The sequence below is a fragment of the Pseudomonas sp. B20 genome (assembly GCF_020515755.1).
In the GTDB taxonomy this organism is placed as follows: domain Bacteria; phylum Pseudomonadota; class Gammaproteobacteria; order Pseudomonadales; family Pseudomonadaceae; genus Aquipseudomonas; species Aquipseudomonas syringae.
In genome coordinates this window covers 339,130-356,919 of sequence record NZ_JAHPJG010000001.1, presented here as the reverse complement: position 1 = coordinate 356,919, position 17,790 = coordinate 339,130, and the positions used below count along the sequence as shown (strand labels likewise).

Sequence of the window (17,790 nt, the reverse complement as noted above, 5' to 3'; positions counted from 1 at the left end):
ATAGGCAGACAGGGTGAAGAATATCCCTTATTGAGCCGTCATGTTCATCGCCTCCGCAATCTGCCTGGAAAGAATGATCGCGAATTGGTTGATCGCCTGCTCACGCTCACGGGAGATCACGCCAATCTGCTCAAGGTACTGCTGATCGGATTGCTGGTCAGGCGGCAACTCATCCAGGGCCACCAGGCGCTGATTGAAAGGCTGCTTGATCGGCTCGAACTCCGGGGCGTAACGAATTTCCAGATAACTCATCCAGAATTCACGGGCAATCATCGACTGGAAAAACTCAGGGGTGGCTTCGCGATCGATGATTTCGTTGTACGCCGCCTGCAAATCCGCTTCGCTCACCTTGGCAATAGCGCGAAACCACATGGTTCGCGGCTGGCCCGGCAGTTCAAGCCGCGCTTGCAGACCGACGCGGTAGGCCAGGCGTACTTCGACCTCATCGACCCTTTCGCCGCTCGCCTGACGAAACGCGATATCGCGCAGGGCAACTTTCTCCACCTGGTCCAGACGGTCCAGGCTGCGGGTCATCCTGAACAGCTTGCGTGGCTGCGCGGCCGCCGGCGTGGATGACATGATCGAGAACAGCTGGACGCGCACTTCCATGTCGCCGAACACCAATGCCAGTCCATCGCCACACGTCTGCGGGTGCGCAGCAACATCGAAGAGCTGGGCACGCAGCTCGGCGTTGACCGACGCCGATTCGATCATCGACCAGACTCGCGCAATCAGCTCATCGCGGCTACTTGAGAAGTCGGCAGAGTGCGTCAGATCGTTCAGCATCTGAAAAAAATCCGCGGACCCGACACAGGCGCGCAGGTCTTGCCACAGCCTGATGCGGGTATTCACCTGCTCACGATTCAGGCCCGCAAGCCACGGCGCACTGTCAGGTCCGGCCTCAACCGGATTGACACTCTGGCTGACACCCCATCGCGGTCGCAGCCTGCCCTCGCGAAACAGCCTGATGCGTTCCAGCGTGGGCGAATTCAACGGATTGCCGTTCAGATGCAGGTGCAGGCGCGAGGAACTGAGGGAGCGCTCGATGTTATCGAGCTCATCGATGGATATCTCCGAGATGCGATTGTCACGCACATCAATACGAATCAGCTCGGACCGCAGCCAGTTCCACGCCGGCAATGCGCTAATGCCGGTACCGCGCAGAAACAACAGGCGCAGCGAGTTCAGTGCAGTGATGGGGACGTCCGAGCCGAGCGAGCAAAAATTGAGGTCCAGAATTTCCAGCCGGTTCAGGTTCTGCAACGCGACGTTGGCGGACTCTGTCCAGATCAGCGGATTGTGGCTGATGGACAGCTCTGCAAGCTGAGGCATTTGCCCTATCGAGGTCGGCAAGGATCGCAGGTCATTGAAGTCCAGGCTCAGCGAACGCAGCCTATTGAAGTTTTTCAGCAATGCATTCGCTTGTGAATCGGTAAGCTGCATGGCGCGGACTTTCAGCACCGCCACATGATCGAAGTTGGCCGTGATATCCGGTAGTTCTCCGATACGCAGGTTATCCAGATCGAGCGCATACCCTAAAAAATCACCCTGAAAATTTCGGCACTGAAAGCTCAAGCGTTTCCAGCAATCGTGAATGCGCGTCGCGGCGACCTCCCTCGGCCTGCGCAACGAAGAAAAGGGCGTTTCCGCAACCCAGGTGTCCAGGGTAACCTGGAGCGTCCGCAATTCATCGGCGAGGCCGCTCAGTCTTTGCCGGACGAAAGTCGACAACTCCCGCGCCGGCCCGGTGTGTTCGGCGCGTAACGCGCTCAGGAAGCCGGACACTTCTGCATCGGAAAAACCCGGGTACAGACTTCTTACCGCAAGCTCCGGCGAGTGCCTGGACGCGCCAATGCCCAGACGACGAAAGAAACCTCGCAACCGTCCGCTCAGCGGGTAGCCGATACGACCATGGGGCAAGCGTTGCGGCCATTTGAGACCTGGCTTGATCGGCTGCAATTGCAAGATGGCGGCCATGCGCTCACGTCGTTGCATTGCCGTATTGCGCAACAGACTGCGCAGTTGCTGCTCATCCGCACCATCAGGCAACTGAATGTCGAGCCGAACCTGTTCGGGAAGCGCCAGCAACAACGCCCTGAAAAACTGCTGATCGATTTCACCGAGCGACTCACCTGACGGATCGAAGCACTGAACACCCGACTCGGTGCTGACCAGCAGCCTGTGCGATGGGGCCTGATCGCTGTCGAGACTGGCAATTTCGTCGCCCTCCAGCGAATCCTTCAGCAGATCGATCGATACATCACCCCGCCAGCCTGGCACGTATTGCAGCATGCCCAGCCCCGCCGCCTGCGTGTCCAGATTGTCGGTTACCGCCCGATAGAAGCCTTCGTTGGCGCGGTTTATCCGCAGTTGCTGCTGGTACTCGCGGGCATGCTCGGCAAGTGTCAGAGGAATGCGTTCTTCCGTGGTCATCCGCGCTTTGTCAGCGTCGCTGGCCATGCCGATGAGTTCGAGCGCCACGCTGCTCGGCAAGCTGCCGAAGTCGCGCTGTATCAGCTGAACATGCGGGTCGTCGCTGCGACCTTTGAGCGCCTGCACGTCATCCAGCAGGCGCCCCACGTGCGTCTGGGCGTAATCGGCCAGATAGCGTTTGAAGCCGCGCAGTTGAACGGCCTTGTCGGCACTGTCGCTCCCGGTCAGACGAGTGACTTCATCGGCGGGCAGACTTTCCAGCAACTGGCCGAGCACTTGACTGAGTTGCCCGGTCGGCCCTGTGACATGGGACGACAGCGTCATCTGCGATCCCGCGTTCCAGGCTTCCAGCAGCGCCCCTTGGGCGTCGATGAGTAACAGGCCGCGGGGCTCATGCCAGCGCGGTGACGAAACCAGCAGTTTCAGCCACGGCTCAAGATGAGAAACGTGGACCTCAGACACGTCGGCGGCCTGAAGAGCGTCGATGCAGACGTGCAGCTGCCGTTCTGTTTCAACGCGCTGAATCGCGTCCTTCAGCAAGGCCGGAGGCTGGAGGTTCTCGACATGTATCTGGCGCAGCAACGCCTCGTGGGTGCCGGTAATGCGCAGGACTTTCTGAATGTCTTCTTCCGGGAGCGCATGACAGGTCGGGTTCAGGCGCTTGAACGCCGTTACCTCGTCCCAACCCATGGGGTTTTCCCATTCATGGCGCCAGGCGCCGGCACCGTTGTGCTTGAGCTTCGGCGCGTACGAACGCTCATTCAGCGGATGTCTGATGTGCCATTGGGTGCCGGCGGCATCGGACTCGACGCGATACAGTTTGCCGTCCAGTGGCAGCCAGGTCTTGCCATCGTGCTCATAAAGCCCAAGGGCGTTGCTGCTCAAGTTGTCGGGCAACGACACCGCATGCGCATAGGCATCGATGCTCGGCTTGCCGAGACGTACGGCCCCGTCGACACGCCGTTGCACCAGGCTTTCGATGAACATCGAGGGTTGCAACCCGCTCACCGCGCCCACGACGCCGCCTACCACCAGCATCTGTGCAACATTTTCGCCGATGTTGTAGACATGTTGCATGGCGTCTTCGACTTCATCGTGCTTCCAGTCTTCGTAAGCAACGAACGCTTCGCTGGCGAGTTGATAGAGGGCGACCACGGACATGATTTCACCCAGCACCGGCACAAAGAACCCGGCCACGTTGAGCAGGTTCATGCCATTGTTTTCAAGGCTTTCGATCAGTGCATCGTGAGCCTGCTGGTCCACCTGAGCGGATGGCACCGCGATAGCCTTTGAGTCGTCATAGGTTTTGGCCAGCAAATGGTCGTACAGCAGCTCGAATGGCGGTTTCGAGAATGGCTGTGCCTGCACGACCAGATCGGCGTCGGGGTCCAGCTTGCGATCCCCGGCCGGATACAGCCGCGCGTCCAGCTTGGCAAAAAATGCCGGAGCCTGGCTGAGGCTGACGAAACGGCTGAAGTAGCGTCGATAGTGTTCGCCGCCCAACGCGGTCACCAGCCAGGCGTTGAAGGCCCGCAACGATGCGAACTGCTTGATCGGATGCGAGGGCTCGGAAGGCAGGTAGACCAGACAAGGACCGTCATCGGGCTTGGCGCCATCTTGCTGTATGAGCAAAGCACCCCGTAACAGCGAGCCGGGGAACGTGTAAGTGTCGAGCATGTGCAACTGGCAATAACGCACGCCCTTGCCATCCCATCGCGGCTGGTCAACGGACTTCACCATGTCCAGCAGGGTCTGGTACGCCGCTTCCGTGATATCGCCTTTCATCACGGCGATATGCGCAAGCACCTCGACGGCAGCCCGCTCGCTGTCCATGAATGCGCTGGCAACCGCTTGCGCAGCGGGGCCTGGCGGCTTGAACACGCTATCCAGATGGGTCTGATACTGACGGCCCAGATCCAGCTCATGGCAAAAATCAGCGAACTGCTCGAGATCGATCGCCTGGCGGTCGCGGTATTCCACCTTGTAGCGGCGCTGGGCGCTGTCGATCAGCCAGTAGCGCAAGCCACCTGTACGCAGGATTGCCGAGTAGGGATCGAAGCGGCTTCTGTTGCTCGGAGCGAAGTTCTGCAAGGCCGCCTGGAGCAAGGTCTGCTCGAGCGGGGCCGGGTTCCAGGTGCTGTCGTAGCGCCAAGTCATCAGTTGAAAGGCTTCAACGTCGAGGTCGAGCTGGAAACGTTCGACAAACGCTTTCGACAGCAAGGGCGCTGCAAACTGCTGCGCCGATAACAGCCGGTTGCGCACCGGCTCCAGCGCCTGGGCGCAACGGCGTGCGCTTTGCTGGCTGGCGTGCAGCGCCTGGCGCAGTGCCGTGGGCGCAGCCACATACCAGTCTGGCAAGTTGAGCCTGATGAACTCGGTGTTGGCGTGCTCCGCTTCGAACGGCGCAGAGTCCTGCGGTGGAGGCATTACAGAGGCGTGTGCAACGGACGATTCTAGTGTTTCAAAGGGGTTGTATCTGAGGGTGAACATGGTCGATACCGCTAATGGCTTTGTGAATAGCCAATACGATAAAGACCCAACGGCCTGCACATGACATAACGGGATATGACAGGTAGCGCCCGTCTCGAGAGCGCTACCCGTCGAACGCGATCAGCGCTTGCGCAGAATCACGCTGCCGATCGAGTAACCAGCGCCAAACGAGCTGAGTACTGCCAGCGCGCCTTGCGGCAAATCGTCCTGATAGGTATGAAACGCAATCACCGAACCCGCCGAACTGGTATTGCCATAGGTGTCGAGAATCACCGGCGCTTCTTCGACGCTGGCGTCGCGGCCCAGCAGCTTCTTGACGATCAGATGGTTCATGCTCAGGTTGGCCTGGTGCAGCCAGAAGCGTCTGACGTCAGTGATGTTGATGCCGTTGTCCTGCAAATGCGCAGCGACCAGCTCGGCGACCATCGGGCACACCTCGCGGAATACCTTGCGGCCTTCCTGCACGAACAGTTTGTCCGGCGCACTCTGGCCCTCGTCCGAGGTACGGTTGAGGAAGCCGAAATTGTTGCGGATGTTGTTGGAAAACTGGGTCAGCAGCCGGGTGCTGACGATATCGAACTGATAAGGCGACGTGGCAAGGTCGGCGCGCTCGACCACCACCGCCGTGGCGCCGTCACCAAAGATGAAGTGGCTGTCACGGTCACGGAAATTAAGGTGCGCGGTGCAGATTTCCGGGCTGATCACCAGCAAGGCGCGAGCCTGACCCAGTTGCACGCTGTTGCAGGCGGCCTGAATGCCGAAGGTGGCCGACGAACAGGCCACGTTCATGTCAAACCCGTAACCGGCAACACCCAGCGCCTGCTGAATCTCGATGGAGATCGCCGGATAGGCGCGTTGAAGGTTGGAGCAGGCAACGATTACACCGTCGATGTCGGCCGCGGTTTTGCCAGCGCGTTGCAGCGCCTGTCTGGCGGCAGCTACACCCATCTCACAGAGGATCGACCATTCGTCATTGCTGCGCTCCGGCAGGTTGGGCTTCATGCGCTGCGGATCGAGAATGCCCTCCTTGTCCATGACGAAGCGGCTTTTGATACCCGAAGCCTTTTCGATGAAAGCGGCGCTGGATTCACTCAGCGCCTGCACGTCGCCACGTTCGATAGCGGCGGCATTATCGCTGTTGAACTGTGCAACATAGGCATTGAAAGACTGCACCAGCTCTTCGTTGGAGATGCTGTTGGCCGGGGTAAACAGGCCTGTGCCGCTGATGACGACGTTGTGCACGGTCGTTCCTCTCTTATTGAGTTGCAGGTAATGACCTGCTCAGGCACGGCAATCGAAGGCCCACTGCTTTTTGGGACCCACGTACCAGTGCGACTGTAAAAGCTGCCCGCAACCTGGAGCAGCATTTCATGACACGGTGAAGACAGGCGCGGAGTGTGCCACAGAGCCCGGTTTTGGCGCTATCGGGCCAATGAATATAGGCACGATAGAGGCCTTTTACTTCGTGACAGGAAGCAGCGGATCAGCTCTCCACCTGACTCCACTGCTTGCTCAACCGTTTGTCCGACACCGGCATTTTGGTGCCCAGTTGCTGGGCGAACAGCGAGACGCGGTATTCCTCCATCCACCAGCGGTACAGCGCCAGTTCCGGGTCGCGCTTGCCCTCCTGCGCGTGCTTGTCGGCGCGTGCCTGGTATTGCGTCCACAGGCCTGCCAGTTCGATGCTCCACACCCGGTCCTTCTGCACCTGGGCCGGCAGTTTTTCCAGGCGCATCTCAATGGCCTTCAGGTAACGCGGCAGCTCCTTGAGCCATACCGCCGGGGTCTCGCGGACGAATCCGGGGTACACCAGCTTGCTCAGTTGCGCCTTGATATCGTTGAGCGCCACCGCCTGGGACAGGTCGATCTTGCCTTTGAAGCGCTTTTGCAGACCGTGCCACAGCTTGAGAATTTCCAGCGTCAGCTTCGCGAGCCGCTCGGCATGCTCGGTCCAGTCGGCGCGCTTGCGCTCAGCCAGCGACAGCAGGCCTGCACCGTCGCGCGGCAACTCGGCTTCACCTTCCAGCACGCAGCTGTCGAGACTGGCCAGCAGGATGTCTTCGATCAACGCATCGATGCGCCCCAGTTCGCGATGCAGCAAGGCCAGCTCGGTCTGCCCCGGCAATTTGTTGCGCAGAAACTTCGCGGGTTCGGCCAACTGCTGCAGCAGCAGACGCTGCAAGGCGCGGCGATGCTGATACTCGGCCTCGGCCTGGGTCGAGAACCGGCCTTCCTTGACCGCGCCGCCCTCTTCGACCAGCGCCGGATAAACCGTCATCGACAGCCCGGCGATGTTCTGCTGGGTTTTCTGCGCCACCGCTGCAAAGGCCTTGGCCTGCACCGGCTGCTGGCTTTTTGCGGTTTGCGGCACGGCCAGCGCAGCCTGACTCGCCTCGGCGAAGCGCGCGGTCAGCTCGGCCAGATCACGTCCCTCACCGAGAAACTTGCCGCTGCCATCGACGATTTCCAGGTTCATTTTCAGATGGCCTTCAAGCTGCTGTGCAGCCTCGGCCCAGGCTTCGTCGCTGACCCGCACGCCGGTCATGCGCAGCAGTTCACGGCCCAGCGCCTGAGGCAACGAGCCTTCGCCGAAAGTCATGCGCTGCAACGCCGCCTTGATGAAATCCGGGACCGGCACGAAGTTCTTGCGCACCGCCTTGGGCAGGTTGCGGACCAGCGCAATGCACTTGGTCTCGAGCAACCCCGGCACCAGCCACTCAAGGCGCTCGGCAGGCAGCGACAGCAACAACGGCGCGGGAACGCGCAAGGTCACGCCGTCACGCGGGTTATTGGGTTCGAAGTGGTAGCTCAGCGACAGGCTCAGGTCGCCCAGACGCAAGGTATCCGGATACTGCGCGGCGGTGACTTCGCTGGCCTCGCGGGCCAGTACGTCCTCTTCGCGCATGATCAGCAGTTGCGGATTCTTCTGGCTTTCGGTCTTGTACCAGCTGTCGAAGGTGGCCGTCTGATGAATCTCGGCCGGAATGCGCGCTTCATAGAAGCTGTACAGGGTGTCTTCGTCAGCCAGAATATCGCGGCGTCGAGCCTTGGCTTCCAGTTCGTCGAGCTGTTCCAGCAATCGGGTATTGGCGCTCAGGCACTTGGCTCGCGACAGGATATCGCCACGCACCAGGCCTTCACGAATGAACAGCTCGCGCGAAACCACCGGGTCGATCGGCCCGAAATGCACCGGGCGACGGCCCACCACGATCAGGCCGAACAGGGTGATCTGTTCGAACGCCACGACCTGCCCGCGCTTCTTCTCCCAGTGTGGCTCGAAGTGATTTTTCTTGATCAGGTGGCCGGCCAGCGGCTCGATCCAGTCCGAATCGATCTTGGCGACCATACGCGCGTACAGTTTGGTGGTTTCCACCAGTTCGGCGGTCATCAACCACTGTGGACGCTTCTTGCCCAATCCGGAGGACGGGTGAATCCAGAAGCGCCGCTGCCGTGCGCCGAGGTAATCGCCCTCGTCGGTCTTTTGCCCGATCTGACTCAGCAGACCGGAAAGAATGGCCTTGTGAAACTTAGGGTAATCGGCCGGCTCCTTGTTGACCGTCAGTTGCAGGTCGCGACAGATCAGGCTCAACTGCCGATGGGAATCGCGCCATTCACGCAGGCGCAGGTAATTCAGGAAATTGCGCCGGCACCAGTTACGCAGCGGGCTGGCAGTCAGAGTCTGGCGCTGCTCTTCGAAGCCGCGCCACAGATTGACCATCCCGGCGAAATCCGAGTCGGCGTCCTTCCATTGCGCGTGAGCCTGATCCGCAGCCTGCTGACGCTCTGGCGGGCGCTCGCGCACGTCCTGCACCGACATGGCGCTGGCGACGATCAGCACTTCCTGCAGGCTGCCCTGCTTCGCTGCTTCCAGCAGCATGCGACCCATGCGCGGGTCCACCGGCAGGCGGGCCAGCTGGCGGCCCAGCGGGGTCAGCTGATTCTCGCGGTTGACCGCCGAGAGCTCCTGCAACAGGTTGAAACCGTCGCTGATCGCCTTGCCGTCCGGCGGCTCGATGAACGGGAAGTCGGTGATCTCGCCCAGGCGCAGGTGCAGCATCTGCAGGATGACCGCAGCCAGGTTGGTGCGCAGGATCTCGGGGTCGGTGAATTCCGGCCGACCGTTGAAATCCTCTTCGCTGTACAGACGCACGCACAGGCCGGGCTCGACCCGTCCGCAACGGCCTTTGCGCTGGTTGGCACTGGCCTGGGACACCGCCTCGATCGGCAGGCGCTGGACCTTGGCGCGATAGCTGTAGCGACTGATGCGCGCCGTACCGGTGTCGATCACATAGCGGATGCCCGGCACAGTCAGCGAGGTTTCAGCGACGTTGGTCGCCAGTACAACGCGACGACCAGGGTGCGATTGAAAGATACGCTGCTGCTCGGCCGGCGAGAGGCGCGCGTACAGCGGCAGAATCTCGGTGTGCCTGAGCTGCGCCTTGCGCAGCACCTCGGCGGCATCGCGGATCTCGCGCTCACCAGGCAGGAACACCAGCACATCGCCTGGGCTCTTGCGCTCGCTGCGCTCGAAGGCCGCCAGTTCGTCCAGCGTGGCGAGAATCGCCTGATCGACGGTCAAGTCCTCTTCAACGCTGTTGCCGTCTTCGTCCTGCTCGCTGGTCAGCGGGCGATACCAGACATCCACGGGGAAGGTACGCCCGGACACTTCGATCACCGGCGCATCGTTGAAGTGCTCGGAAAAGCGCTGCAGGTCGATGGTCGCGGAAGTGATGATGACTTTCAGGTCCGGACGACGCGGCAGCAGGGTTTTCAGGTAACCCAGCAGGAAATCGATGTTCAGGCTGCGTTCGTGGGCTTCGTCGACGATGATCGTGTCATAGCGCTCGAGAAAGCGGTCGTGCTGGGTTTCGGCCAGCAGAATACCGTCGGTCATCAGCTTGATCAGGGTATTGCTGTCGCTCTGGTCCTCGAAACGCACTTGATAGCCGACCAGCGCACCCAGCGGCGTACCGATTTCCTCGGCAACCCGGCTGGCCACACTGCGAGCGGCGATCCGGCGTGGCTGGGTATGACCGATCAGACCGTGCTGACCGCGACCGATTTCCAGGCAGATTTTCGGCAACTGGGTGGTCTTCCCGGAGCCGGTCTCGCCGGCAATGATCAGCACCTGGTGCTTGAGCAGCGCTTCCTTGATCTCGTCACGCTTGGCCGCGATGGGCAGGTTATCGTCGTAACGAATCGCCGGCACACTTTCACGCCGCGCCGTGACCTGCGCACAGGATGCCTGCACCCGCGCAACCCACTGCGCCAGCTTCGCCTCGTCGGGCTTTTTGCGCAGGTCGTGCAACTGACGGCGCAGACGATGACGTTCGCTGATCATCGCTTGGTCGAGGTTTTTCAGAAGTTGGTCGATAGAGGGCGATTCGTCGGTCATCAGGCGCGCAGGGTCTTTTTTCAAATGGCAGATGCGGATTGTCGCAGATTGCGGTGGGTCGTGACGATGGTCTGAGGCTTGGGCGGTCTATGACGGCAACGACGCAGCATCTTCTCTCCTGCACCAGCGCATCAAAAAAGACCAAAATAGAGCACTAACTGGAGTCCTAAATCATGCAAAGCATCCTTGCAGATGTCGCGGTCAGCGTCTCTGAACTCAAGAAAAATCCGACAGCGGTCCTGAGTGGCGCTCATGGTTTACCTGTGGCCGTCCTTAATCACAATAAAGTCATGGGCTACATGGTCCCTGCCGAGGTGTTTGAAGCAATGATGGAAAGGCTTGATGACCTTGATCTGGCCGAGCTGATCAAATCTCGCCAACATGAAAAGCCGGTGTCGGTAGATATAGATGACCTTTAAGCTTGAATTTCTGCCCTCGGCCTTGAAGGAGTGGGAAAAGGAAAATACAGGCCATCTGTGCTGTCATGCGTAAATATCTGGCGGGTTTGTGGGCGTGCATGCACGCTGGAGAAGATTTTGACACAGCCAAGCTTTTCAGCGAAAAGCACCTGATAAAAGCTTGACCGTGAACAGAGTATCTACAAAAGCCCTGCTCTGCACTCATCGAGATTTTTATATAACGATGAGCGCCTGGCGTGGAAATGAACGTCAATCCGGTTTCGGGCCTGCTCTTACTTCTTCACACCCAGTTTCTTCAATTCCTCATCACGCAGCTCGCGACGCAGGATCTTGCCGACGTTGGTGGTTGGCAGCACGTCGCGGAATTCGACGCTGCGCGGCACTTTGTAGCCGGTCAGGTTGGCGCGCATGTGCGCCATGACCTGTTCCTTGGTCAGGGTCACGCCCGGTTTGGCCACCACGAAAACCTTGATGGTCTCGCCCGACTTCTCGTCCGGGACGCCGATCGCCGCGCATTGAAGCACGCCGGGAAGTGTCGCCAGCACGTCTTCCAGTTCGTTGGGATACACGTTGAAACCGGAGATCAGGATCATGTCTTTCTTGCGATCGACAATCCGGATGTAACCATCAGGCTGGATGATCGCGATGTCGCCGGTCTTCAGCCAGCCTTCGCTGTCGATCATTTCATCGGTCGCTTCCTGGCGCTGCCAGTAGCCTTTCATGACCTGCGGCCCCTTGATGCACAGCTCGCCGGTTTCACCAAATGCCAGCTCGTTGCCCGCATCGTCGATGACCTTGCACAGGGTCGACGGCACCGGAATGCCGATGCTGCCCATCTGCACGTGCTGAGAGGGATTGACCGTGGCTACCGGACTGGTCTCGGTCATGCCGTAGCCTTCGCAGACCTGGCAGCCCGTCACCTGCTTCCAGCGCTCGGCAGCAGCCTGCTGCAAGGCCATGCCGCCGGACAAGGTGACTTTCAATGCCGAGAAATCGAGGTTGCGGAAGCCTTCGCTATTGCACAGGGCCACGAACAGCGTGTTAAGGCCGACAAAGCCGCTGAACTTCCATTTCGACAGCTCCTTGACCATGGCCGGCAGGTCACGCGGGTTGCTGATCAGGATGTTGTGATTGCCAAGCAGCATCATCGCCATGCAATGAAAGGTGAAGGCATAGATGTGATACAGCGGCAGCGGCGTGATGATGATCTCACAGCCTTCGTCCAGATTTGACGCCATCAGCGCCCGGCATTGCAGCATGTTGGCGATCAGGTTGCGGTGCGTGAGCATTGCCCCCTTGGCCACGCCGGTGGTGCCGCCGGTGTACTGCAGCACGGCAACATCAGCGCTGCCAGGCGACACCTCGGTCACCGGCTGACCACGGCCCTTGCCAAGCACATCGTTGAATTTGACGGCCTTGGGCAAGTGGTAGGCCGGGACCATTTTCTTCACGTACTTGATGACGCTGTTGATCAGCAAGCGCTTGAACGGTGACAGCATATCGGCCACTTCGGTGACAATCACCTGCCTGATCTGCGTCTTGGGTACGACCTTCTCGGCCAGGTGGGCCATGTTTGCCAGGCACACCAGCGCCTTGGCACCGGAGTCGTTGAACTGGTGTTCCATTTCCCGCGCGGTGTACAGCGGGTTGGTGTTGACCACGATCAGCCCGGCGCGAATCGCACCAAAAACGGCAATCGGGTACTGCAATACGTTGGGCAGCTGCACGGCGATACGGTCACCCGGCTGCAGGTCGGTATGTTGCTGAATCCAGGCGGCAAACGCGCCGGACAGCTCATACAGTTCGCCGTAGGTGATGGTCTTGCCCAGGTTGCTGAACGCCGGCTTGTCGGCGAAGCGCTGGCAGGACTGCTTCAGGACCGCCTGGACGTTAGGGTACTCGTCGGGGTTGATATCGGCAGGGATACCGGACGGGTACTTGTCCTTCCAGAAGTTATCAATCATTCAGTCGGCTCCGTAGCGATAGCGAATTCTTCACATCGCCTGAAGCGATGATTTTCTTGTGCTTGGAATTATGCAGTAGACGCTTTTTCCGCTTTATGACTGATCAAAAAGCGCGCCGAGAGTAGCAGCTTTGCCAAAGGTCGACTAGAGGCAGAAGAAGGCCGCACAGTCACTAATTAGACTAAAATATAACAAATGGTCATTTTAAATACACTTAATAAAACTTCATCAACACCTTAAAAGCACCGGACCAGAGCGGCCCCTCCGCATAATCGCCTTTTTCCGAAAAAAATCGACCCCGTTTGCAGCACTCTGCAAACGGGGTCAGGTACACAGATGGAGACGATTAAAGGATCAGGCGATGTCCCGAAGCTCGCGGCGCAGAATCTTGCCCACCGGAGTCATCGGCAATGAATCACGCAAAACAATTTGCCTGGGCACCTTGTAGCCGGTGAAATTCTCTTTGCAGAAGGCCTTGAGCTCATCGATGCTCAGCCCCGGGTCTCGCGCCACCACGAACAGCTTCACGGCCTCCCCCGAGCGCTCGTCCGGCACGCCGATACAGGCGCAGTTGGCGACTTTAGGATGAGCCATGACCACGTCTTCGATTTCGTTGGGATAGACGTTGAAACCGGACACGATGATCAGGTCTTTCTTGCGGTCGACGATACTGACGAACCCGTCAGCGCCAATCACGGCAATGTCACCGGTCTTGAACCAGCCTTCGGCGTCCAGGCATTCGGCTGTGGCATCAGGCTGGTTCCAGTAGCCTTTCATGACCTGCGGCCCCTTGATGCACAGCTCGCCACGCTCGCCGAAAGGCAACTCGATGCCATTGTCATCGATGACTTTCATCGCGGTGCCGGGTACGGGAACGCCCACGGTTCCCAGGCGCGCCAGAGTGCCGTAGGGATTGGCACTGGCAACAGGCGATGTTTCGGTCAGGCCGTAACCTTCGACGATCGTGCAGCCGGTGATCTGCGCCCAGCGCTCGGCCGTGGCCTTGACCAGCGCAGTGCCGCCGGAGTTGGTGCTTTTCAGCGCCGAGAAATCCAGATTCTTGAATTCCGGATGGTTCATGAGCGCAACGAACAGCGTGTTGAGGCCGATCATGGCGGTGAACTGCCACTTGCCCAGCTCCTTGATGAAGCCGCCGATATCGCGAGGGTTGGTGATCAGGATGTTGTGATTGCCGCTGATCATCATGCACATGCAATTCGCCGTGAACGCGTAGATGTGATAGAGCGGCAGCGGCGCAATCATCACCTCTTTGCCTTCTTCAAACAGCGATCCGCCTTGCGGCCCTTGCTGGCGCATGCAGGCGTAGACCTGTTGCATGTTGGCGACCAGATTGCCATGGGTGAGCATCGCGCCCTTGGCCAGCCCCGTGGTGCCACCGGTGTACTGCAGAACGGCAACATCCTGCAGACCTCGCGGTACGGCCTGCATGCGGCTGTCGCGCCCCAGGCGCAGCGTTCGCTTGAAGCCGACGGCCTGAGGCAGATGGAATTCAGGGACCATCTTCTTGACCTTGTCGACAATGGTATTGACCAGCCAGCCCTTGGCAGCCGATTGCATGTCGCCCATTTTCACTTCGATCAGGTATTCGATGGCCGTGTCCGGCAGCACTTCCTGCACCAGCTTGCCGAACAGATTGAGGTAGACCAGCGCCCGCGCACCGGAGTCCTTGAATTGATGGCGCATCTCGCGCGCGGTGTACAACGGATTGGTGTTGACCACCGTCAGACCGGCACGCATCGCACCGAATACGGCGATCGGGTACTGCAGGATATTGGGCATCTGTACGGCAATGCGGTCACCCGGCACCAGTTGCGTGTGCTGCTGCAAATACGCGGCGAAGGCGGCGGAGTGACGCTCGAGCTCCGCGTAGGTCAGCGTCACGCCCATGTTGCTGAACGCAGGCCGGTCGGCGAATTTCCTGCAGCAGCGCTCGAACACCTCGACGACCGATTGGTAGGTCTGCAGATCTACCTCGGCATCGACACCCGCCGGACGCTTGTCATCCCAGAAGTCAGCTTGCATTATTTTTATCCTTTTTCCCTGCATAGGTCTGGGCGGACGTTAGCAGTTAAAGTGCCTCAGGCAAATAATCGTCCGGGCCTCATCAGCAGCATGAATCTTGTCTCTGTTCAGACTGAAATCTGTCGCCGGCGATACACTGCGCACGGCAATCGGGCTGGTAAAGATACTTGCCCGATAGCGCAGTAGCAGTATTCACACGACGTTTGCTTATTATTTGCCTTGAATGTGATCCGGGGAGCGCCAGCAAGCGTCTGAATGATCTTCTCCGCGCATTGGCGGCGACAGGTCATCAAGTGTTACAAATCAAGGCCAGGTCGGGTTGCACGAACCGGCGCGCTTCAATTCATTTTTATTGTCAGGACAGCCACATGACTCAAGTCACCAACACGCCTTACGAAGCCCTTGAAGTCGGTCAGACCGCCAGCTACAGCAAGACAGTGGAAGAGCGTGACATTCAACTGTTCGCCGCCATGTCCGGAGACCACAACCCGGTCCACCTGGACGCCGAATACGCCTCCAAGACCATGTTCAAGGAGCGTATTGCCCACGGCATGTTCAGCGGCGCACTGATCAGTGCAGCGGTTGCCTGCGAGTTGCCTGGCCCCGGCACCATTTATATCGGTCAGCAGATGACCTTCCTCAAGCCGGTAAAACTGGGCGATACCCTGACTGTGCGCCTGGAAATCCTGGAAAAACTGCCGAAGTTCCGCGTGCGCATCGCCACCCGCGTTTTCAATCAGAACGATGAGCTGGTTGTAGACGGCGAAGCCGAGATTCTCGCACCGCGCAAACAGCAGACCGTCGACCTGACCGTATTGCCCGAGATCACTTTCGGCTGATACCGCGCACGGGCGTGTGCCACGCACCGCGCACGCCAGACTCGCCAGTGGCCTGAACAAAAAATTCATGATGCAACCGGAACTGCTTTCCTGCGCTTTCCACTCAGGGAACCAGTAGCGCTCCCTATCCGGGTCACGAATTGTTCATTTCACAGGCGGGGAAATCAGCCATGAATACGATCAACAGAAACTATTACCCCGTCTCCGGGATTCCTGCGCAGGATGCCCCGGCACAGACCGATCAACTGCAGCCTCAAGGCCAGGGCATCAAGCCGGGCCACAATAGCAACCTGATCGACTTCGGCCTGACACAGCAGGCCAATGGCCCGCACTCCTCGCTGAATACACTAGGCTCCAGAGTCCAGCCGACTGACACGAGCACGTCTTCAAACGCGATGGGGAGCAACGGTGAGCAGGTACTGAACAAACTTGTGCAAGCGATCCGCAACATCCTCAACAACCTGCTCTCGCTGCTGGAAGGCAATCTACACAGCGGCTCTGGGCCTGCACAGCCTCAAAGCGAACAGACGCCGACGCTCGCTCAATCGCCCTCTTCCCCTTCCTCGTCGACGCCTTCAACACCTCAGGGCAACGCAGAAAAACCCTTTGTGGTGCAGAGCGATCACCCTTCAGAACAACCTGTATCACTGCAAAAAAATACAGAGCCGACGCCCGCTGCGCCGTCACAAACAGCACCCCGGACGGCCGAGCCAAGCAGTGCCACCCCAGACAAGACACCCGCCAGACCCGATGCGGCAAAACCGGCAGTGGTCCATGATCCTGCGTTGCCGAAAACTTCGACGGACACCACCGCCAAAACCGATAACCCGGTTAACGCAGCCAAAACCGCGACCCCGGCCGCGCATGGCCAGGGCGCGGACATGTCCGGCATTGTGGGTTTCGCCAAAGAGGCCAACACCACCGGCGGTAACGGTGGCGAAGTCGTTACAGTCAATACCGTGGCGGACCTCAAGAAGTACATGGAGGACGACAAAGCCCGTACCGTCAAACTGGGGGCCAACCTGTCTGCCGACAGCAAGGTGACCATCAACTTTGGCGCCAACAAGACCCTGCTCGGCACCGACAAGGGCAACAGTCTGCACAACATCTACCTGGCCAGCGGCAAGACCGCCAGCAATGACATCTTCCAGAACCTGAACTTCGACCACGACAGCCGCTATCGCGAAAACGGCGACATGCAGATGTTCATCAGCAGCGGTCAGAAATACTGGATCGACCACAATACCTATTCAGGCACCAAGGATCAGAACCCCAAAGGTCTGGACAAGCTGCTCTATGTCGGCGGGACGGCAGACAACGTCAGCCTGACCAACTCGAAATTCCAGAACAACGAATATGGCGTGATTCTCGGTCAGCCGGACGACTCCGCTCAAGCCAAGGCCGAGTACAAGGGCTACCCGCGCATGACCATCGCCAACAACGTGTTCAGCAACCTTGATGTTCGGGCACCTGGCCTGATGCGTCATGGGCAATTTGATGTGTTCAACAACTCGATCGACGACTTCCACCTCGGCTTCACTGCGACGGGGGATGCGACGATCCTTTCGCAGGCCAACTATTTCGCAAAAGGCGTGGATGTTTCCAACAAGGCCAGCAACTCCGGCGTACTGGATGACTATGGCGATGCGCACTTCAAGGACATCGGCAGCAATGTCAGCTTCACCCAGAAGTCACCGGTGACCGCCTGGACGCCGAGCTATCAGCGCGACATCAAGACCGCCGAAGCCGCCAGAGCCTATGACCTGGCCCATGCCGGCGCCAACACCGTGAACTGATAACGCCCGACGCTCGATACAGGGCGTGGCATGCAGACGAAAAAAAGGGCGACCGAAGTCGCCCCAAGTGCCTTGCGTGCTCATTGAATGCGTGTAGGCGCGTGTCCGCCCACAGCGCATTCGATGGAACGAGATTAAGGCAGCGTGCATAAAGACGAGTTGATCCAGATCAGCTGTTGCTGAACCAGACTGATCAGATCAAGGGTGTGAAGGCGGGATCAGCGCTTTTTAGGCTTTTTGCCGGACTTTTTCTGCTTGCCCAGCGGCATGGCCTGCTCGAAGGCATTGCGTACTTCATTGAGGCGCTTGTCATTCAGATCGTGGATACGCTTGGCGCGCTCGGCGCCCAGATCGATCAGTTGTGCATCGTCGCTCATGGCTTGCGGTTCTCGAACACGGGGAATCAGGGCC

The 17,790-nt window shown here is 59.2% G+C and carries 9 protein-coding genes; 3 read left to right on the top strand and 6 right to left on the bottom strand.

All coding sequences use genetic code 11. The annotated features are described in order from the left end of the window. Positions 1-27: 27 nt before the first annotated feature. The 3 genes from LIX91_RS01525 to hrpA form a co-directional block, all read right to left on the bottom strand. Positions 28-4,923: an NEL-type E3 ubiquitin ligase domain-containing protein gene (locus LIX91_RS01525; RefSeq protein WP_226487873.1), complete on the bottom strand. Its 4,896-nt coding sequence runs from the start codon at positions 4,921-4,923 to the stop codon at positions 28-30. A gap of 120 nt (positions 4,924-5,043) precedes the next feature. Then, on the bottom strand, positions 5,044-6,165 hold the full coding sequence (locus tag LIX91_RS01520; protein ID WP_103690016.1) for a beta-ketoacyl-ACP synthase III: 1,122 nt from the start codon (positions 6,163-6,165) through the stop codon (positions 5,044-5,046). Between the two features lie 241 nt (positions 6,166-6,406). After that, positions 6,407-10,318: an ATP-dependent RNA helicase HrpA gene (gene hrpA, locus LIX91_RS01515; protein WP_226487872.1), complete on the bottom strand. Its 3,912-nt coding sequence runs from the start codon at positions 10,316-10,318 to the stop codon at positions 6,407-6,409. A 173-nt stretch (positions 10,319-10,491) separates the two neighbouring features. On the opposite strand from hrpA, the gene LIX91_RS01510 reads away from it, so the two are divergent. Then, on the top strand, positions 10,492-10,737 hold the full coding sequence (locus LIX91_RS01510) for a type II toxin-antitoxin system Phd/YefM family antitoxin (protein WP_226487871.1): 246 nt from the start codon (positions 10,492-10,494) through the stop codon (positions 10,735-10,737). A 272-nt stretch (positions 10,738-11,009) separates the two neighbouring features. On the opposite strand, the gene fadD1 is transcribed toward LIX91_RS01510, so the two are convergent. Both fadD1 and fadD2 read right to left on the bottom strand, forming a co-directional pair. Beyond that, positions 11,010-12,701, bottom strand: a complete 1,692-nt coding sequence (gene fadD1 / locus LIX91_RS01505) for a long-chain-fatty-acid--CoA ligase FadD1 (RefSeq protein ID WP_003418434.1) — start codon at positions 12,699-12,701, stop codon at positions 11,010-11,012. 354 nt (positions 12,702-13,055) lie between these two features. After that, on the bottom strand, positions 13,056-14,744 hold the full coding sequence (gene fadD2 / locus LIX91_RS01500) for a long-chain-fatty-acid--CoA ligase FadD2 (protein ID WP_100072407.1): 1,689 nt from the start codon (positions 14,742-14,744) through the stop codon (positions 13,056-13,058). A gap of 368 nt (positions 14,745-15,112) precedes the next feature. Here fadD2 and LIX91_RS01495 point away from each other — a divergent pair, with 368 nt between their 5' ends. Both LIX91_RS01495 and LIX91_RS01490 read left to right on the top strand, forming a co-directional pair. Continuing rightward, positions 15,113-15,583 carry a MaoC family dehydratase gene (locus LIX91_RS01495; protein WP_003314447.1) on the top strand — a complete coding sequence of 157 codons (471 nt, stop codon included), beginning with the start codon at positions 15,113-15,115 and terminating at the stop codon, positions 15,581-15,583. Positions 15,584-15,753: 170 nt separating this feature from the next. Further along, on the top strand, positions 15,754-17,379 hold the full coding sequence (locus LIX91_RS01490) for a type III helper protein HopAK1 (protein WP_226487870.1): 1,626 nt from the start codon (positions 15,754-15,756) through the stop codon (positions 17,377-17,379). A 218-nt stretch (positions 17,380-17,597) separates the two neighbouring features. Here LIX91_RS01490 and LIX91_RS01485 read toward each other — a convergent pair whose 3' ends face one another. Further along, positions 17,598-17,756 (bottom strand): hypothetical protein, encoded by a 159-nt coding sequence (locus LIX91_RS01485; protein ID WP_011268687.1) that lies wholly within the window; start codon positions 17,754-17,756, stop codon positions 17,598-17,600. Between the last annotated feature and the right edge of the window lie 34 nt (positions 17,757-17,790).